The organism is Streptomyces sp. NPDC001480 (genome assembly GCF_042894725.1).
In the GTDB taxonomy this organism is placed as follows: domain Bacteria; phylum Actinomycetota; class Actinomycetes; order Streptomycetales; family Streptomycetaceae; genus Streptomyces.
In genome coordinates this window covers 96,836-114,204 of sequence record NZ_JBIAVX010000004.1, presented here as the reverse complement: position 1 = coordinate 114,204, position 17,369 = coordinate 96,836, and the positions used below count along the sequence as shown (strand labels likewise).

Sequence of the window (17,369 nt, the reverse complement as noted above, 5' to 3'; positions counted from 1 at the left end):
ACCTGCTCTAGACCGGCGGGTCCTCGGGGTCGTACTCCTGGGGAACCCCGGGGTCGCGTACGTAGCGCAGGACGCCCCACATGCCGTGCTCGTCGGCGTGTGGGGCGTCGTCCTCGCACTCCTCGAGTTCCTTGCCGAGGGTGGGCGCGTCGATGCCGGTGCCGATGAGGACGAGCTGGGTCAGGCGGGGGTCGGCGGGGCCCCAGGGCTCCGGGTAGAAGCGCAGGAAACGGCCGACGGCGTGCACGGCGTACCGGTTCCGGGGGTCGTACGGGCCGAAGTCGACGTACCCCTTGATCCGGTACAGCCCCTCGGCCCGGCCGTCGAGGAAGGCCATCAGGCGGCGCGGCTCCAGGGGGACCTCGGAGACGAAGGACAGGCTGTCGTACGCGGTGTGCAGATGCCCGGCGTGGCCGGTGCCGGCCTCGTGCTGGTCGTGCTCGTGCTGGTCGTGCTCGTGCAGGTCGTCGAAGGACAGCTGGCCGATCCGCTCCTCGCTCGGCCGGCAGTCGAAGAGGAACTCGGGGTCGATGCGGCCGTAGGTGGCGGGGGCCACCGCGGCACGGTCGGTGAGCGACCGGACCAGGCCCAGCACGCGTTCGCCGTCCGCGGCCCGGTCGAGCTTGTTGACCACCACCAGGTCGGCGAGGGCGAGGTGCCGGTCGATCTCGGGGTGCTTCGCGCGCGTGTCGTCGAACTCGGCGGCGTCGACGACCTCGACCAGCCCGCCGTAGACGATCCCGGGATGCTCGCTGGCCAGCACCATGCGGACGAGTTCCTGGGGTTCGGCGAGGCCGCTGGCCTCGATGACGATGACGTCGATGCCGGTGGCCGGGTCGGCGAGCCGTTCCAGGTAGAGGTCGAGTTCGCTCGCGTCGACCGCGCAGCACAGGCATCCGTTGCCGAGCGAGACGGTGGAGTCGCCGAGCGCCCCGGCGACCGCCATGGCGTCGATCTCGATGGCCCCGAAGTCGTTGACGATCGCCCCGATGCGGCTGCCTCCGCTGCGGTGCAGCAGGTGGTTGAGAAGCGTGGTCTTCCCGGAGCCGAGGAAACCGGCGAGTACGACGACCGGGATCTGCTGCGGACTGCGGCTGTGCCCCAACGTGCGACCTCTCTCACGCGGAAGCGCGCACCGGCTCACGGCCCGGCGCACGGACGAGGATGGAATGCCGCCCCAGGATACGAGCGGGGCGAAACCCCGCGAAGTGAACGCTTGTCAGCAGGCCTCGCGGGGCAGACGTTGGGCATGGCGCCTGGCGTGCGACCCTTGCTTCCCTCCGTGCGCCGCCTCTCCGCCTCCCCGCCGATCAGAGCCGCTCGGCACTCTGGGAGACGGCAAGCGCCGCCCACCGCTCGCCGGTCCCTCCAGTCGACCCACGTCCCACAGTCGACCCGCGTCCCGACGACCGGCGAACGGCCGCCTGATTCGGGGGTTGACATGGCCACACGGAAAACTGGGATACGGGGGCTGGGCTCCGTCGCCGCGGCGGCCCTCACGCTTTCGGTGGCCGGGACCATGGCTTCCTTACTGGCGCACCGCCGTGCGGTCGAGGCGCTGACCCGCATGCACACCGAGGTGCTGCGGCGCCTGGACGCGCTCGAGGAACAGCACCGGCATGCCGCCCGGCGCGCGGACCTCATCGAGTACCAGCGCGATCACCGGCAACTCCTGCTCGCGGCGATGGAGGACCAGGACCTGCTGCCCGTGCTGGACACCTACGAGGGCGATGTGCCGCCGCAGCTCCAGAAGCAGTACCTGTTCGCCAACGTCCTGTATGTGCACGCCTTGAACGGATACCGGATCGGGCTGCTCAGCCGCGGTGAGCTGCGCGGTCACATCCGCATGCTCTTCCAGAGCCCCACGGCGCGCGCCTACTGGGAGGCTACCCGGCCGCACCGGGCCAGCCTGCGGGACGACACCGACGAGGCGGAGATCGGCCGGATGACCGACGAGCTGCTGCTCGAACTGGACGAGGCGGACACGGACGAATGGTGGGTCGTGGGCGACGGCACCGACGACTGACCCGCACCGTGGCACGGCACGCAAGGACTTTCCTTATCGTCACTCGCTCAGACGAAACAACTCTGGCCCCACGAGCGATCACTGCGGGTAGGTTATGCCCGCCTGCCCTGGAGCACACCAGCCGTCGCAGCAGGCCCAACCCCTGTCGGCCCAGGAGCCACCCACTTCCTGGCGGCCGGCACGAGGACAGCCACTGACCAACCAAGCAAGGACCGGGATCCACTTGAAGATCGTGCGCCGTATTGGTGCCTCACCTCGCCAGAGGGGGAGCGTGACCGGGCAGTCCTGCCCGGACATCTTTGAACTGCAGGACGGGAACTTCGCTGTGATCGGCACCGACAGCACGGAAGCGCTGGACGCGGAACTGCCGGCCGACGCGGCTCGCGCCGACTACGAACGAATCGTGGTGATCAGCCGCGAGACACTCGTCCGCGCGAAAGCAGACATCCCAGACGCGTAGCGCCGGCTGAAGCGTCAACCCCGGCAGACGGCACCGGGGAGCCCTTCCCCCAGCGACACCCCGTGACTTTGGCGAGCAACGGGTGCCGTGGGCAGACTCCCCGGCGGTCGGGCCGCATCCAAGAACTCCAGGCTGAGGAGAGCCGACATGTCCAACCCGACGTCGCACGACGGTACACGACTGACCGAACAGCCTCCCACCAGGCGCGTCTTCCACGTGTTGCCCAGTGTGGTGGCCCTGCTGACGGCAGTCGCGATGGTGCTGCTGATCGTCACGCGGCAGACGGAACACCTCACGACGGTGGCGAGTTTCGGCGGCAGCGTCTTCCTCGGGGACGCCGCAGCCAACGTCACGGTCAACGTCATGCGCCGCTAGACCGCGTCGCTCCGGCGTCCGGCCCGCTCGCCGAGAGGCGCCGGGCCGGTCTTCCGACTCAGGCCACCGCCGGCGCCGCCACCCGCGGTTCCGGGCCCACGTACCGGGCCACCGGGCGGATGATCTTCGGGTCCTCCGCCTGCTCCAGGATGTTGGCGCTCCAGCCCACCACACGCCCCGCCGCGAAGGTGGGCGTGAACATCTCGCGCGGCAGTCCGCACAGTTCCATGACCACGCCCGCGTAGAACTCGACGTTGGTGTGGAGTTCACGCCCGGGCTTCAGCTCGGCGAGGATCGCCTCGACCCGGCGCTCGACCTCGACGGCGAAGTCGACACGCGGCCCGCCGAAGCCGCGGGCGATGTCGCGGAGCATCCGCGAACGAGGGTCCTCCGTACGGTAGACCGCGTGTCCGAAGCCCATGACGCGGTCGCCCGCGAGAACGCGTTCCCGGATCCAGGAGTCGATCCGCTCCGGCGTTCCGATCGCGTCCAGGGTGTCGAGGGCACGACTCGGCGCACCCCCGTGCAGCGGCCCGGACAGCGCACCGACGGCACCCACCAGGCAGGCCGCCACGTCCGCGCCGGTCGACGCGATGACCCTGGCCGTGAACGTTGACGCGTTGAAGCCGTGATCAATGGTTGAGATCAAGTACTGCTCGATCGCCCGGGCCCGCCGCACGTCCGGCTCCGAACCCGTGAGCATGTACAGATAGTTGGCCGCGTACGACAGGTCCTCGCGCGGCTCCACCGGCTCCAGCCCCTGCCCGAGGCGGTGGAGGGCCGCGAGCAGGGTGGGTACGGCCGCACAGGCGGCGACGGTGTCCGCGCGGCGCCGGTCGGCGTCGATGTCGTACACCGGCCGGAACCCCCTCGCCGCGCCCAGCAGCGACAGCGCCGAGCGCATCCCGGCCAGCGGACCGGAGGCACGGCTCGCCGCCGCGAGGACGGGCAGGGCGGCCCGCACCTCCTCGGGCAGCCGTCGCAGCGCCGCGGTCTCGGCGGTGAACGCGGCGCTGCGCCGGGCATCCGGCAGTTCGCCGTGGACCAGCAGATGCCAGACGTCCTCGAAACCGCGGGTCCGGGCGAGGTCGACGGCGGAGTACTGGCGGTAGTGGTAGAAGCCCTCGAGTCCGCGCACGTCACCGATCCGGGTGTCGGTGACGACGACGCCCGCGAGTCCTCGCGGCACGTCGACGAGGCCGGCCGCGGTCCTGTTGATGGACATGTTTTTCCTCCCTGAACTTGATTCGACCATCCATTATTGACTTTATGGATGTCAATATTGATTAAATCAACATGCTGTCAATGCACCGGGAGGCCGATACCGTGGCCCCCATGCGCGATCAAGACCCCGCTTCCGGCCGTCCGGGACGCAGGCTGAGCACCAAGGAGACCGCCGAGCTGCTCGGGGTGAAACCCGAGACCGTGTACGCGTATGTCAGCCGCGGTCAGCTCAGCAGCAGGCGGGAGCCGGGCGGCCGGGGCAGCACCTTCGACGCCGAGGAGGTGGCGGCCCTCGCCCGGCGCAACAGGCGCGAGGGCGGCGCGAGTCCGGGCGCCGGTGGGGAGCTGTCCGTCCGGACGCGCATCACGCTCATCGACAAGGACCGGTACTTCTTCCGGGGTGTCGACGCCACCGAACTCGCCGCCCGCCACTCCTACGAGGAGGTCGCCGAGTGGCTGTGGACGGGCCGGATGCGACCGGGCATCACGTTCACCGCGCCCGAGCCGACCGTCGCCGTCGCCCGCCGCGCGGTGGGGGCCCTGCCCGAGCACACCTCCCCCACCGACCGCCTCCGGGTCGCGGCCATCGCCGCCGCCGCGGAGGACCCGCTGCGCTTCGACCTGTCGGAGGAGGCCGTGCTCAGCACCGCGCGCGTCCTCATCCCGACACTCGTCGCCGCGCTGCCACCACAGCCGTTCGCCCATCTCACCGACGGCCCGCTCGCCCACCGGCTGTGGGGCAGGCTGACCGGGCGCGAGGCCGACGAGGACACACTGCGTGTCCTGGACACGGCGCTCGCCCTGCTCGCCGACCACGACCTGGCCGCCTCGACGCTCGCCGTGCGCGTGGCCGCCTCGGCCCGCGCGCACGCCTACGCGGCCGTCTCGGCCGGACTCGGGGTGATCGAGGGCCCGTTGCACGGCGCGGCCAGCGGCCTCGCCCACCGGCTGCTGCTCGACGTACTGGACCAGGGCACCGCCGCGCCCGTGATCGCGGACGAACTCCGCGCCGGCCGCCGCATTCCCGGCCTCGGCCACCGGCTCTACACCGGCGAGGACCCTCGCGCGCGCGTCCTGTTCGACCTCCTGGAGCAGGTCCCGCGCGCCGAACCCGCCCTCCTCGCGGCCCGGGACATCGTCGCCACGACCGCCCGGCACGCCCCGCTGCACGCCAACGTGGACCTGGCCCTCGCCGTGTTCACCGTGGCCACCGGCATGCCCGCCACCGCGGGCGAGACGGTCTTCGCCGTCGCCCGCACCGCGGGCTGGATCGCCCACGCCCTGGAGGAGTACGGGGAGCGCCCGCTGCGCATGCGCCCCAGCGGGCACTACGTCGGTCCGCGGCCCCCTCAGCCCATGCCGGAGTAGGACACGAGGACGGCTGGAAGTCGCTTCGAGAAAAGGCAGGTTAGGCTTACCTGTGTGAGTAGGTGCGCGACCGTCTCCCGGAGCCTCGACGAGCCCGTTTCCGGTACCGCGGCCACGGCGACGACGTGGCTGCTGCTGGAGCAGCCCGGGCCGTGGGGCGCCAAGGCGCTCACTTCGAGCCATCTGGACCGCACGCTGGGCCGCGCCCTGGAGATCGCCGCCGAGGGCACGGGCGTGCGGATCGCGCTCATCCGCCGCCCCGGCCGGCACGCCGACCCCGGGACACCCGCCGTGCGCCAGGTGTACGTGGCGCACACCGTCCCGGGGAGAAGCTGGCTGCATCACGCCACCACCCGCGATCCGCGACAGCTGCTCGGCCTCGACTTCACCGCTCTGGGCGCCGGTGATCACCGCAGCTTCGGTTCGGCGCTCAAGGGGCGGCCGCACGAGGGCGGCCCGCTCGCCCTCATCTGCACCAACGGCAAGCGCGACCGCTGCTGCGCCCTCCTCGGCCGTCCCCTCGCGGCCGAACTCGCGGCCTCCGGCGTGCGGGGCGTGTGGGAGGTCACTCATCTGGGTGGACATCGCTTCTCACCGACGGTGCTCGTGCTGCCGTACGGATACGCGTACGGCCGGGCCGAGGCCCACGCCGTCAAGGAGGTCCTGCACGGCGTCCAGGAGGGTCGTGTCGTCGTCGAGGGGTGCCGCGGGCGGTCCGCCTGGGCACGGCCCGGGCAGGCGGCCGAGCTGGCCGTGCGTTCCTCGGCGGGCGAGTACGCGGCGGAGACGCTGAGCGTCGTACGGACGGACGGCGCGGCGCCGCACTGGGAGGTGACCGTCGCCCACGCCGACGGCCGTCACTGGCGGGTGACCGTGGCCCAGACTGCCTCGCTGCCGCCCCGCCCGGAGAGCTGCGGCGCCGCCGTACTCGGTTCGCCGGCCCGGATGGACGTGGTGGCGGTACGGGAACTGACCGGGGCGGGACTGGCGGGCTGAGCCCGCACACCGTTCTCCCAAGAATTGGTCAAGAGATCCACGCCACACCCCTTCGGCAGCGCCCGGCGTCCCACGTACCGTCTTGGGTATGAGCCCCACCTCCCCCGCACGCCGTCGGCGCCTGGGCCTGCCACGACGGATGTTCTCGCAGGTCCTGCTGATGCAGCTGGCGATCGCCGCGGGAGTCGCGGTGCTCGCGACCGGGCTGTTCCTGGCACCGCTGAGCAAGCAGCTCGACCAGGAGGCGATGCGCCGCGCGCTCGCGATCGCGCAGACCACCGCGCAGAACCCGAAGATCGCCGAGGATGTCCTGACCACCCCGCCCAGCGTCGACGGTCCGGTGCAGAAGGAGGCGGAGCGGATCCGCCTCAGCACGCACGCCGAGTACGTCGTGGTGATGGACCGGCGGGGGTTCCGCTGGTCGCACACCGACCCGAAGCAGATTGGCGAACACGTCTCGACCAGCGCCAAAGAGGCGCTGGAGGGCAAGGAGGTCATGGAGATCGACACCGGCACCCTCGGCCGCTCCGCCCGGGGCAAGGTGCCGCTGTACGACGCTCACCACCGGATCATCGGCGCGGTCTCGGTCGGCATCGAGTACAGCAGCGTGCGTGCCGGCCTGATCGGCGCGATCCCTGAGCTGTTGGCCTACGCGGGCGGCGCCCTCGCGGTCGGCGCGCTGGCCGCCTGGCTGATCTCCCGCAGGGTGCAGCGGCAGACCCGGGACCTGGCCTTCTCCGACATATCGGCGCTGCTCGCCGAGCGTGAGGCGATGCTGCACGGGATCCGGGAAGGCGTCGTCGCCCTCGACCGCGCGGGCCGTGTCCGCCTGCTCAACGACGAGGCCCGGCGGCTGCTGGGCATCGGCGACGAGGCCGTCGGCCAGTCGCCGGACGAGGCGCTCGGCGCGGGCCGTACGACCGACGTCCTGGCCGGCCGGGTCACCGGCACCGACCTGCTCACCGTGCGCGGCCAGCGGGTCCTGGTCACCAACCGCATGCCCACCGACGACGGCGGCGCGGTGGCCACCCTGCGCGACCGTACCGAGCTGGAGCAGCTCGGCCGCGAACTCGACTCCACGCGGGGTCTCATAGACGCCCTGCGCGCCCAGGACCACGAGCACGCCAACCGCATGCACACGCTGCTGGGACTGCTCGAACTGGAGATGTACGACGACGCCGTGGAGTTCGTCGGAGAGGTGGTCGGCGACCACCGGGCCACCGCGGAGCAGGTCACCGAGAAGGTCCAGGACCCGCTGCTGGCCGCCCTGCTGGTCGGCAAGGCGACCGTCGCGGCCGAGCGCGGGGTGGCCCTGTGGGTCTCCGACGGGTCCCGGCTGCCGGACCGGCTGATCGATCCCAGGGGGCTGGTGACGGTCGTGGGCAACCTGGTCGACAACGCGCTCGACGCCGTCGCGGGCACCCCGCACGCGCGCGTGGAGGTCGAACTGCGCGCCGAGGCGCGTACGGTCGTCCTCAGCGTGCGTGACACGGGGCCCGGGATCCCGGTGGAGCAACGGGAGTTGATCTTCACGGACGGCTGGTCCACGAAGAAGCCGCCCGCGCACGGCAAGCGCGGCCTCGGGCTCTCCCTGGTGCGCCGGTTCGCCGAGCGGCAGGGCGGGAGCGCGACGGTGGCCGAAGCGGAGGGCGGGGGCGCCCGGTTCACGGTCGTACTGCCGGAGGCGCTGACCGAGCCGGGCCTCGAGCCGGCCCTCACCGCGTCCGCCCCGGCCGACGGGGAGGAGGCCCGATGATCGAGGTCCTGGTCGTGGACGACGACGTCCGGGTGGCCCGGGTCAACGCCGCCTACGTGGAGAAGGTACCGGGCTTCCACGTGGCCGCGGAGGCGCACAGCGCGGCGGAGGCGCTGCACCGGCTGGAGACGCTGTCACGCCTCGACCTGATCCTGATGGACCATTACCTGCCCGACGAGACGGGCCTGGCGGTCGTGCAGGAGATGCGCCGCCGGGGCCTCCAGACCGACGTGATCATGGTGACGGCGGCCCGGGACGTCTCGACGGTCCAGGCCGCCATGCGGCAGGGCGCCCTCCAGTACCTGGTCAAGCCGTTCGCCTTCGCCGGTCTGCGGGCGAAGCTCGAGGCGTACGCGCAGTTGCGCCGCACCCTCGACGGCGGCGGCGAGGCCGAACAGGCGGAGGTGGACCGCATCTTCGGCGCGCTGTCCGCGCCGTCGGAGCCCGGGCTGCCGAAGGGGCACTCCCCCACCACCGCCGAGTTGGTGCGCCAGTCCCTGATGAACGCCGAAGGCCCGCTGTCGGCGCAGGAGATCGCCGAGCGGACCGGGGTGAGCCGGCAGACCGCCCAGCGCTATCTGAAGCTGCTGGAGCGCACCGGCCGGGCGAGGCTGACCCTCAAGTACGGCGATGCGGGCCGCCCGGAACACCGTTACGTGTGGGCGACCCGCATCTGACCGCTGCCGACGGGGACGTAAGGCCGACGGGGGCTCCACCCCGCCTACTTCGCGGCCTTGTCGACGAACTCGGTCGTGTAGGTCTTGCTCAGGTCCACCTTGGCGTTCTTGATGTTGGGGTTGAACGCCTTGAGGACCTTCTCGACGGTCTCGGGGCCGTTCGCGGGCATCACTCCGTCGTCGGTGAACATCGGCAGGGTGCTCTTGATGGCCTCGGCGTACAGCGTCTTGTTGCCCTGGGAGTAGTCGGCGGGCATCTTGGCCGCGATCTCGGAGGCGCTGTGGTTCGACATCCACTTGAGCGTCTTGACGAACGCGTTGGCCAGCTTCTGGACGGTGTCCTTGTGGCTGTTCACCCAGTCCGTCTGCATGTACAGACTGGACGACGGGTACGGGCCGCCGAGCGCCTCCTTGGAGCCCTCGGGCGTCCGCATGTCGAGGAGGACCTTGCCCGCCTTCTTGTCCAGGATCGTGGCGACGGTCGGGTCGGTCGTCATACCGGCGTCGATCGAGCCCTGCTGAAGCGCCGAGATGAACGTCGGTCCCGCCCCCACGGCGACCGGGCTGAAGTCGCTGACCTTCACCCCGTTCTTGACGGCGAGGTACTTGGTGAGGAAGTCGGTGGAGGAACCGAGACCGGTGATGCCGAGCTTCTTGCCCTTGAAGTCCTTCGGCGAGGTGATGTCGCCCGCCTTCTTGGTGGAGACGACCTCCACCTCGCCGGGGGCGTGCGAGAACTGCACGACGGACTCCACGGACTTGCCCTTCGTCTGAAGGTCGAGGGTGTGGTCGTAGAAGCCGACGGCGCCCTGGACCTGGCCGGAGACGAGCGCTGTCTCGGCCTGGACACCTGCGGGCTCACTGAGGAGTTCCACGTCGAGGCCCTCGGAGTCGAAGTAGCCGAGCCGCTGGGTCAGCATCGCCGGCAGGTAGATGACCTTGTCCAGACCACCGACCATGATCTTGACCTTCGTGCCCTTGCCGTCGCCCTTGCTGCCGGCGTCGGCGGAGGTGCTGCTCGCCGCGTCGTTGGCGCAGGCGGTGAGCGAGGAGAGGGCGAGCAGGCCGGAGGCGGCGAGCGAGGCGTATCTGGCGGTCTTGCGCATGGCGGTTCACGTCCTTGTGAGAGGGCGGTGCGGGAGAAGGGGGGTGTCTTGGAGCGCCCGGCTCCGGGGCGGCGCCGGGCGGGCCGGGCTCAGTGGCCGGAGTTCGCCGGCTTCCACCGGAAGATGCGGTGCTCGGCGAAGGTCAGCAGGCCCTCGGCGACGAGTGCGACGGCCGCGAGGATGACCATCGCGGCGTAGACGCCGGCGGCGTTGAAAGTGCCCTGGGACTGGGCGACGAGCAGACCGATGCCCTTGGTGGCACCGATGTACTCGCCCACGATGGCGCCGATGAGGGCGAAGCCGAAGCTGACGTGCAGGCTGGTGAAGATCCAGGAGGTCGCCGACGGGATGACCACCTGAAGCGTCACCCGGCGGTCGCTCGCGCCGAGGATCCGGGCGTTGGACACCAGGTTGCGGTCGACCTCACGGGCACCCTGGAAGGCGTTGAAGAACACCGGGAAGAAGACCAGCACCACGGCCGACGCGACCTTGGAGGCGGGGCCCAGCCCGAACCAGATCACGAAGATCGGGGCCAGGACGATCCTGGGGATGGAGTTGAGCACCTTGATGTAAGGACCAAGGACATCGGCGAGGAAGGCGATCCGCCCCAGAGCGATACCGAAGACCACACCGGCGACGACACCGATGATCCAGCCGAGCAGCGCCTCCTGGAGCGTGGCCCAGATCTGCTCACCCAGTGAGCCCTGTGCCGTTCCGTGCATCACCCAGGTGCTGATCTGGTCCCAGATCTGCGAGGGCATCGAGAAGTTGAACGGATCGATGACCTTGGCCCGGGACAGCCCTTCCCACAGGCCGAGCACGGCCACCAGGAGGAGCGCCCGTGCGGCGGCGACGAGCATCTTGCGTCTGCGGGCGGCCGCGGCGCGCGTCTGGGCGCGGCCCGGAGTCTTCACCGTGTCGACGACCGGCGTGCTGATGACCTCAGGCGACATTGGCGGCACCCCTCTCACGGGTGATGCGGACCTCTTCGCCGAGGGACTCCCAGATCTCGCGGTAGATCTCGATGAACCGCGGCTCCAGACGTACCTGCTCGACCTTGCGCGGCCGCGGCAGGTCGATGTCGAAGACCTGCTTGACGGTCGCGGGCCCGGCGGTCATCACGACGACCTTGTCGGCCAGCGCGATGGACTCCTCCAGGTCGTGGGTGACGAAGACGACGGAGGCGCCGGTGCCCTCCCACAGCTCCAGCAGCTCGTCCGACATCAGCGCCCGGGTCTGCACGTCGAGCGCCGAGAAGGGCTCGTCCATCAGCAGGATCTCGGGGTCGTTGACGAAGGTGGCGGCGAGGGCGACACGCTTGCGCTGACCACCGGAGAGCTGGTGCGGGTAGCGGTCCTCGAAAGCGGCGAGCCCCACCCGGGCCAGCCACTCACGGGCCTTCTGCTTGGCCTCCGGCTTCGGTACGCCACGGAAACGGGGGCCCGCCATGACGTTGGACAGGACCGTCCGCCAGGGAAAGGTGGCGTCCTGCTGGAAGACGAAGCCGACCTTGTCGCCGACCCCGTTCACCGGCTCCCCGGCAACCAGCACATCGCCCTCGGTGGGCTCCTCCAGGCCGCTGACCAGGGTCAGCGTGGTGGACTTGCCGCAGCCGGTGGGACCGACGACGGCCACGAACTCGCCACGCCCGACGGTCAGGTCCAGGTCCCGGACAGCCGTGTGCAAACCCCCCGACGGGGTCCTGAAGGTCTTGCTCGCGCCCCGTAGCTCGATGGCGGGGCTGGTGTCTGCGCTCATGGCCCGGGACGGTAGGTGTGGCCCGGGCCACAGCATCAGTCTTCTGAGCGCAAGCCATTCTTTTGCTCGCAAGAGCCTGTTGTGCTCATTTTGCTCGCGTTACAACTGCGGAGCACGAAACACGGGCTTAACGCTCGCCGGCCTTGAAGGAGAGGCCCGATGATTGACGTCCTGGTCGTGGACGACGACTTCCGTGTCGCCGAGATCAACGCCAAGTACGTGGGAAAGGTTCCCGGCTTCCGGGTGGCCGCCCGCGCGCACTCCGCCGCCCAGGCGCTGTCCGCCGTGGAACGCGGAGCCATCGACCTGGTGCTGCTCGACCACTACCTGCCGGACCAGACCGGCCTCGAACTGGTGCACCGCATGCGGGAACACGGGCACGGCACCGACGTCATCATGATCACGGCGGCCAGCGATGTGACGACGGTGCAGAAGGCCATGCGTCTGGGCGCCCTGCACTATCTGGTCAAGCCGTTCACCTTCGCGGCGCTGCGCACCCGCCTGGACTCGTACGCGGCGCTCCGCCGCACCGTCGACCGGGTCGGAGGCAGGGGCCTGGCGGGCCAGGAGCAGGTCGACCGGATCTTCGGCGCCCTGCGAACCGCGCCCGCGCCCTCCTCCTCCCCCGGTCTGCCCAGCGGCCAGTCGGAGCCCACCACGGATCTCATCTGCGGGGTCCTGCACCGCGCCGACCACCCGCTCTCCGCCCACGAGGTCGCCACCGAAACCGGCCTCAGCCGCTCCACCGCCCAGCGCTACCTGCGGCACCTGGAACAGGCCGGCCGGCTCCGCCTCTCCCTGAAGTACGGCGACACCGGCCGGCCGGAGCACCGGTACGCGTGGGTGGCGCCGTGACAGCTCACCGTCCGGGGGCGTGCTCCACCCCGTCCGCGCCCCCGCGATAAGGTCCCCCGCTACACGGCCCCCGCTCCGGTCAGCGACCGCACCTCGGTCTCCGCGTACCCGGCCTCGTCCGGGGCGTCGTCCGAGGTGACCGTGCCCAGCCAGCCCGCCAGGAAGCCCATCGGGATCGAGACGATGCCCGGGTTCTCCAGCGGGAAGTACTGGAAGTCGACGTCCGGGAACAGCGCGCCCGGGCTGCCCGACACCACCGGGGACAGCACCACGAGCCCCAGGGCCGGGAGCAGCCCGCCGTACACGGCCCAGACCGCGCCGCGCGTCGTGAAGCCGCGCCAGAACAGCGAGTAGAGCAGCACGGGCAGGTTGGCGGACGCGGCCACGGCGAAGGCGAGTCCCACCAGGAAGGCGACGTTGAGGTTCCGGGCCAGCAGACCGAGCGCGATGGCGACCACGCCGATGCCCACCGCCGCGACCCGTGCCACGGCCACCTCGCTGCGCGGCGCCCCACGCCCGCGCCGCAGGGACGTGTACAGGTCGTGGGCCACGGACGCCGAGGAGGCGAGTGTGATCCCGGCGACCACCGCGAGGATGGTCGCGAAGGCCACGGCTGCCACGACCGCGAACAGAACCGTTCCGCCGGTGGAGTCCGGCCCGCCACCCAGATCGAGCGCGAGCAGCGGAACCGCCGTGTTCCCGGCCGCGTTCGACCTGCGTACCTCCTCCGGCCCGACGATGGCGGCCGCGCCGAACCCGAGGACGATCGTCATCAGGTAGAACCCGCCGATCAGCCCGATCGACCAGACCACCGAACGACGCGCGGCCGGTGCGGTCGGCACCGTGTAGAAGCGCGACAGGATGTGCGGCAGCCCCGCCGTACCGAGCACCAGCGCGAGGCCCAGGCTGATGAAGTCCAGGCGCGCCGTCCAGTCCCCGCCGTATTTCAGGCCCGGCGCCAGGAAGGCCCGCCCGTGGCCGCTGCGCTCGGCGGCCGTGAGCAGCAACCGGTCGACGTCGCCGTGGAACCTCAACAGGACGAGAACGGTCAGCACGACGGTACCGCTGAGCATCAGGACCGCCTTCACGATCTGAATCCATGTGGTGGCCCGCATCCCTCCCAACGACACATAGATCACCATGAGCGCGCCGACACCGATGACGGCCCAGACCTGCGCCGCCTCGCCGGTCCGCCCGAGCAGCAGCGCGACCAGGCTGCCCGCGCCCACCATTTGCGCCACCAGATACAGAACGGACACGGTGACCGAGGAAGTGCCCGCGGCGAGCCGGACCGGCCGCTCGCTCATCCGCGCGGCGATCACGTCGGCGAGAGTGAAGCGCCCGCAGTTGCGCACCAGTTCGGCGACCAGGTACAGCACCACGAGCCAGGCGACGAGGAAGCCCACCCCGTACAGCAGTCCGTCGTAGCCGAACAGCGCGATCAGCCCGGTCACACCCAGGAACGAGGCTGCCGACAGGTAGTCACCCGCGAGGGCGAAACCGTTCTCCATCGGGGAGAAGAGCCGCCCGCCCGCGTAGAACTCCTCCGCCGAGCCACGCCGGTGGCGACCCGCCCAGGTCGTGATCGCCAGGGTGACGGCCACGAACGCGCTGAACAGCCCGAACGCCAGTGTCTGATGCTGACCCGTCACAGCGCACCGCCCCTGCCGCCGCGCGCCAGTTCCTGCGTGTCCCAGCGCAGGTCCAGGGCCGCCCGGTCCCTGCGCAGACGCGCGTGCCGGGCATAGGCCCAGGTGAACAGGAAGGTGGTGAGGAACTGTCCGAGCCCCGCGAGCATCGCCACGTTCACCGCGCCCGCAACCGGCCTCGCCATCAGCCTGGGTGCGACCGTCGCAGTCACCACATACCCCACGTACCAGCTGAGGAAGAGGACGACCCCGGGCACCACGAACCTCCGGTACCGGCTGCGCACCTCCTGGAAGGCCGCACTCCGCTGCACCTCGACGTACACGTCGCGGGCGTGAACCTCCGGCCCCCGCCGGCCGGCCCGCGCGACCGGCACGGCGGCGGGAGCGGGGGCACCCGTGCCGTCCAGTTCGCCCCATCCCGAGGGAACCGCGTCGTGCCAGGGGTCCTCGTGCCTCACGTGGTGGGGAGCCGGGCCGCGGCTGTCCTGGTTCTCGGCCGTACTGTCCGGACCGCCCCCGTCTGGGCGGTAACCACCGTTGTTTGACTGCATGCCCAAGGATGGACAGACCGGGGAGATCCCCGGCTCTCCTTCGCCGGGCTCTTCACCCCATCAGGTGACTCAACCCGCTGGTGGCCGCGCCAGTCCCTTCGCGTACGCGTAACGCACGGCCTGGGCGCGGTCCTTGAGACCTGTCTTGGCGAAGAGGTTGTTGATGTGTGTCTTCACGGTCGCCGTGGAGACACACAGCTTGCGGGCGATCTCCTGGTTGGTGAACCCCTCGGCGATCAGCACCAGTACCTCGGTCTCCCGGGCGGTCAGTCCGTCCGGGGCCTCCTCGGGCGCCGGGGGCGGCTCGGGCTGCGACAGCCGTTCCAGCAGCCGGCGTTGCACGCTCGGCGACAGCCCCGCGTGCCCCGACAGCACGCTCTGCACGGCCCGGACGATCTCCTCACCGCCTGCGTCCTTGGTGAGGTAACCGCGCGCTCCCGCTCTCAGCGCGGGGAACAGCGAATCGTCGTCCGCGAAGGTGGTGAGCACCACGACCTGGGTCCCGGGGTGGTCGGCCCGGATCCGCCGGGTCGCCTCCACACCGTCGCAGCGGGGCATCCGCAGGTCCATCAGAACGACGTCGGGTGCGAGCTCGGCGACGAGCCGCACCGCCTCCTCCCCGTCGCCCGCGGCCCCGACGACCTCGATGCCCGGCAGCAGCCCGAGCAGCATCACGATGCCCTCCCGGACCACGGTCTGGTCGTCCACGACGATCACCCGCGCGGGCTTCTTCCCTGCCTCCTCCGTCATACGGGCACCTTCAGCGTCACCACGAACCCCTCCTCCTCAGGCCCCGCCTCGAGCGAACCACCCAGCAGTTCGGCACGCTCCCGCATGCCCAGCAGACCGTATCCCGCGCCCGCACCGGTCAGTTCCCCCGGCGTTCCGCCAGAGTCCCGCACGTTGAGCGTCACATCGTGCTCGCCGTACTCGAGCCGTATCCGGACCTTGGCGCCGTGGGCGTGCTTGCGCACGTTCGTCAGCGCTTCCTGCGCGACCCTGCGCACGGCCTGGGACGCCTCGGCGGACAGCGGTCTGCGATCACCCGTGACGGTGACCTCGGCTCCTACCGCCTCGCTGACGAGCTCGGCCAGGAACTCCTCCAGCGGGGTCAGCTCGCCCCGCAGCGCGGAGAGGGCCTGCCGGGTCTCGGCGAGACCGTCGCGAGCCATTCCGCGTGCCGCCACCACCCGCTCCAGGATCTGCTCCCGGTCCGCCCCCCGCTCTATCAGCAGCCGGGCGGCTTCCAGGTGCACGAGCTGGGCGGAGAGACTGTGGGCCAGGACGTCGTGGATCTCCCGCGCGATCCTGGCCCGCTCCGCCAGCGCCACGGACTCGGCCTCGGCGGACCGGGCGGCCCGCTCCTGGGCGAGCAGTCGCTGGGCGCTGCCCCGGGCTTCGGCGTCGAGCCGGAGGACGTAGCCGGCGAGGGCCATGCCCGTGACCGTGGCGGCGGTGGTCAGCCATACGTCGTTGTTGACCGCGGAGAAGGCGGCGAGGGCGACAGCGGCGACGGGGAGGGCCGCGCCGAGCGGCATCCGCTCCAGCGCGGAGATCGCGCAGCCGCACCACAGGACGATGGCCGGCCCGCGGAACCCCGTCGACTGGGCCACCGTCGCCAGGCACAGCAGCAGCGTGACGACCGCCAGCGATGCCGGCAGACGGTGCTGGTAGGTGGTCCGGTAGAAGGCCCAGGCGAGAGCCCCGGCCAGGATGATGCCGCCCACCGCCACGACCGTCCCCCAGCCGTGCACGTGCCGGTCTTCGAAGGCGCTCCACAGCAGCAGGGTGAGTACGACCAGGCGCACGACCCAGGCGATCGCGCGTCTCGGCCGGGAGACGCCCTCCCGGCCGAGCGCCTCCCGGGAGGGCCAGCGTGTCCAGGCGTTGTCCGTCACACACGTTCCTTCCACGCGGGCCGCGGCATGGCGTCACCGTACGCCGCGGCCGGAGCGCCCGCGGTGGGGAGGGACTGGGCGCGCCAGAGCAGGATTCCGGAGCGGACGAGCAGGGTGCCGGCGAGCGCGAGGAGCAGGGCGGAGCTGTCCTGGTGGACGCCGAACAGCACGCCGAGGCCGAAGAGGCCCGCGCGCAGGGCGATACCGAGGACCCAGACGGCCACGCTCGCCTTGGTGCTCCTGCTCCACACGGTCCCGTCGGACTCCCGCCACATGCGGCTCGTCCATGCCCAGCCGGCACCAGTGGCCAGGCCTATGAGCAGCTCGGCGGCGAGCAGCAGGACGGACGAGGTGCGGTGGTGGGCGTCGATCATCCCGGGCTCGCGCAGCGCCAGGACCGCGAGGACGACGGGCACGAGCCACCACCGCCGGTCGGTGCTGATGGTTTGGGCGCGGAACTGGCGCACGATCACCAGCACGACGACGGCCACGATCAGCAAGGCGTTGACTAGCCCGGACATCGGAGCCTCCGTGAGCGGAAGAGAGCACCGGCAGCGAGCGCTGCCGACGTCTTCGACGCTACGGAAATTCGCAGGTCAGCAGATCGGAGCGGGGGTGGATCGTGGGTGGATCCGCAGCTCGTGCACCCTCCACCCACGGGTGGAGAAGC

18 protein-coding genes are annotated in these 17,369 nt (G+C 71.0%); 8 read left to right on the top strand and 10 right to left on the bottom strand.

From position 1 onward, the window contains the following. Positions 1–7: 7 nt before the first annotated feature. On the bottom strand, positions 8–1,105 hold the full coding sequence (locus tag ACFY01_RS10870) for a CobW family GTP-binding protein (protein ID WP_390735364.1): 1,098 nt from the start codon (positions 1,103–1,105) through the stop codon (positions 8–10). A 336-nt stretch (positions 1,106–1,441) separates the two neighbouring features. Between ACFY01_RS10870 and ACFY01_RS10865 the strand changes: the two genes are divergently transcribed. The 3 genes from ACFY01_RS10865 (at position 1,442) to ACFY01_RS10855 (ending at position 2,861) form a co-directional block, all read left to right on the top strand. Continuing rightward, positions 1,442–2,026 (top strand): DUF6082 family protein, encoded by a 585-nt coding sequence (locus ACFY01_RS10865; protein ID WP_390735363.1) that lies wholly within the window; start codon positions 1,442–1,444, stop codon positions 2,024–2,026. Between the two features lie 223 nt (positions 2,027–2,249). Next, positions 2,250–2,486 carry a hypothetical protein gene (locus ACFY01_RS10860; protein WP_390735362.1) on the top strand — a complete coding sequence of 79 codons (237 nt, stop codon included), beginning with the start codon at positions 2,250–2,252 and terminating at the stop codon, positions 2,484–2,486. A gap of 147 nt (positions 2,487–2,633) precedes the next feature. Continuing rightward, a complete protein-coding gene (locus ACFY01_RS10855) occupies positions 2,634–2,861 on the top strand; it encodes a hypothetical protein (protein ID WP_390735361.1) in 228 nt (75 codons plus the stop codon). A 58-nt stretch (positions 2,862–2,919) separates the two neighbouring features. Here ACFY01_RS10855 and ACFY01_RS10850 read toward each other — a convergent pair whose 3' ends face one another. Next, a complete protein-coding gene (locus tag ACFY01_RS10850) occupies positions 2,920–4,086 on the bottom strand; it encodes a citrate synthase (protein ID WP_390735360.1) in 1,167 nt (388 codons plus the stop codon). A 110-nt stretch (positions 4,087–4,196) separates the two neighbouring features. Between ACFY01_RS10850 and ACFY01_RS10845 the strand changes: the two genes are divergently transcribed. From ACFY01_RS10845 to ACFY01_RS10830, 4 genes are all read left to right on the top strand, one after another. After that, positions 4,197–5,453: a citrate synthase gene (locus ACFY01_RS10845; RefSeq protein ID WP_390735359.1), complete on the top strand. Its 1,257-nt coding sequence runs from the start codon at positions 4,197–4,199 to the stop codon at positions 5,451–5,453. A gap of 54 nt (positions 5,454–5,507) precedes the next feature. Further along, the gene (locus tag ACFY01_RS10840) at positions 5,508–6,449 is read left to right on the top strand and encodes a sucrase ferredoxin (RefSeq protein WP_390735358.1); all 942 of its coding nucleotides are present in this window, start codon (positions 5,508–5,510) and stop codon (positions 6,447–6,449) included. 88 nt (positions 6,450–6,537) lie between these two features. Beyond that, positions 6,538–8,205 carry an ATP-binding protein gene (locus ACFY01_RS10835; protein ID WP_390735357.1) on the top strand — a complete coding sequence of 556 codons (1,668 nt, stop codon included), beginning with the start codon at positions 6,538–6,540 and terminating at the stop codon, positions 8,203–8,205. Beyond that, positions 8,202–8,882, top strand: coding sequence for a response regulator (locus tag ACFY01_RS10830; RefSeq protein WP_390735356.1), 681 nt, complete (start codon positions 8,202–8,204; stop codon positions 8,880–8,882). The genes ACFY01_RS10835 and ACFY01_RS10830 overlap by 4 nt, the downstream gene beginning before the upstream one ends. Before the next feature lie 44 nt (positions 8,883–8,926). Here ACFY01_RS10830 and ACFY01_RS10825 read toward each other — a convergent pair whose 3' ends face one another. The 3 genes from ACFY01_RS10825 to ACFY01_RS10815 all read right to left on the bottom strand — a co-directional run bounded on the left by ACFY01_RS10825 (position 8,927) and on the right by ACFY01_RS10815 (position 11,746). Then, positions 8,927–9,988: an ABC transporter substrate-binding protein gene (locus ACFY01_RS10825; protein WP_390735355.1), complete on the bottom strand. Its 1,062-nt coding sequence runs from the start codon at positions 9,986–9,988 to the stop codon at positions 8,927–8,929. A gap of 89 nt (positions 9,989–10,077) precedes the next feature. Beyond that, on the bottom strand, positions 10,078–10,941 hold the full coding sequence (locus ACFY01_RS10820; RefSeq protein ID WP_390735354.1) for an ABC transporter permease: 864 nt from the start codon (positions 10,939–10,941) through the stop codon (positions 10,078–10,080). After that, a complete protein-coding gene (locus ACFY01_RS10815) occupies positions 10,931–11,746 on the bottom strand; it encodes an ABC transporter ATP-binding protein (RefSeq protein WP_132850636.1) in 816 nt (271 codons plus the stop codon). The genes ACFY01_RS10820 and ACFY01_RS10815 overlap by 11 nt, the downstream gene beginning before the upstream one ends. 159 nt (positions 11,747–11,905) lie before the next feature. Between ACFY01_RS10815 and ACFY01_RS10810 the strand changes: the two genes are divergently transcribed. Further along, positions 11,906–12,601: a response regulator gene (locus ACFY01_RS10810; RefSeq protein WP_390735353.1), complete on the top strand. Its 696-nt coding sequence runs from the start codon at positions 11,906–11,908 to the stop codon at positions 12,599–12,601. Between the two features lie 59 nt (positions 12,602–12,660). Here ACFY01_RS10810 and ACFY01_RS10805 read toward each other — a convergent pair whose 3' ends face one another. From ACFY01_RS10805 to ACFY01_RS10785, 5 genes are all read right to left on the bottom strand, one after another. Then, positions 12,661–14,253 carry a cation acetate symporter gene (locus tag ACFY01_RS10805; RefSeq protein WP_390735352.1) on the bottom strand — a complete coding sequence of 531 codons (1,593 nt, stop codon included), beginning with the start codon at positions 14,251–14,253 and terminating at the stop codon, positions 12,661–12,663. Continuing rightward, positions 14,250–14,801, bottom strand: coding sequence for a DUF485 domain-containing protein (locus ACFY01_RS10800; RefSeq protein ID WP_390735351.1), 552 nt, complete (start codon positions 14,799–14,801; stop codon positions 14,250–14,252). The genes ACFY01_RS10805 and ACFY01_RS10800 overlap by 4 nt, the downstream gene beginning before the upstream one ends. Before the next feature lie 69 nt (positions 14,802–14,870). Continuing rightward, positions 14,871–15,551, bottom strand: a complete 681-nt coding sequence (locus ACFY01_RS10795; protein WP_390735350.1) for a response regulator — start codon at positions 15,549–15,551, stop codon at positions 14,871–14,873. Then, positions 15,548–16,699: a sensor histidine kinase gene (locus ACFY01_RS10790; protein WP_390735349.1), complete on the bottom strand. Its 1,152-nt coding sequence runs from the start codon at positions 16,697–16,699 to the stop codon at positions 15,548–15,550. The genes ACFY01_RS10795 and ACFY01_RS10790 overlap by 4 nt, the downstream gene beginning before the upstream one ends. Further along, the gene (locus ACFY01_RS10785; RefSeq protein ID WP_390735348.1) at positions 16,696–17,220 is read right to left on the bottom strand and encodes a DUF1453 domain-containing protein; all 525 of its coding nucleotides are present in this window, start codon (positions 17,218–17,220) and stop codon (positions 16,696–16,698) included. The genes ACFY01_RS10790 and ACFY01_RS10785 overlap by 4 nt, the downstream gene beginning before the upstream one ends. Between the last annotated feature and the right edge of the window lie 149 nt (positions 17,221–17,369).

Excerpts from the sequence above, each read along its gene's own strand:
- ACFY01_RS10810 (WP_390735353.1), top strand. The coding sequence starts at position 11,906 with ATGATTGACGTCCTGGTCGTGGACGACGACTTCCGTGTCGCCGAGATC.
- ACFY01_RS10855 (WP_390735361.1), top strand. The coding sequence starts at position 2,634 with ATGTCCAACCCGACGTCGCACGACGGTACACGACTGACCGAACAGCCT.
- ACFY01_RS10850 (WP_390735360.1), bottom strand. The coding sequence starts at position 4,086 with ATGTCCATCAACAGGACCGCGGCCGGCCTCGTCGACGTGCCGCGAGGA.
- ACFY01_RS10830 (WP_390735356.1), top strand. The coding sequence starts at position 8,202 with ATGATCGAGGTCCTGGTCGTGGACGACGACGTCCGGGTGGCCCGGGTC.
- ACFY01_RS10800 (WP_390735351.1), bottom strand. The coding sequence starts at position 14,801 with ATGCAGTCAAACAACGGTGGTTACCGCCCAGACGGGGGCGGTCCGGAC.
- ACFY01_RS10865 (WP_390735363.1), top strand. The coding sequence starts at position 1,442 with ATGGCCACACGGAAAACTGGGATACGGGGGCTGGGCTCCGTCGCCGCG.
- ACFY01_RS10820 (WP_390735354.1), bottom strand. The coding sequence starts at position 10,941 with ATGTCGCCTGAGGTCATCAGCACGCCGGTCGTCGACACGGTGAAGACT.
- ACFY01_RS10845 (WP_390735359.1), top strand. The coding sequence starts at position 4,197 with ATGCGCGATCAAGACCCCGCTTCCGGCCGTCCGGGACGCAGGCTGAGC.
- ACFY01_RS10795 (WP_390735350.1), bottom strand. The coding sequence starts at position 15,551 with ATGACGGAGGAGGCAGGGAAGAAGCCCGCGCGGGTGATCGTCGTGGAC.
- ACFY01_RS10835 (WP_390735357.1), top strand. The coding sequence starts at position 6,538 with ATGAGCCCCACCTCCCCCGCACGCCGTCGGCGCCTGGGCCTGCCACGA.
- ACFY01_RS10785 (WP_390735348.1), bottom strand. The coding sequence starts at position 17,220 with ATGTCCGGGCTAGTCAACGCCTTGCTGATCGTGGCCGTCGTCGTGCTG.
- ACFY01_RS10825 (WP_390735355.1), bottom strand. The coding sequence starts at position 9,988 with ATGCGCAAGACCGCCAGATACGCCTCGCTCGCCGCCTCCGGCCTGCTC.
- ACFY01_RS10815 (WP_132850636.1), bottom strand. The coding sequence starts at position 11,746 with ATGAGCGCAGACACCAGCCCCGCCATCGAGCTACGGGGCGCGAGCAAG.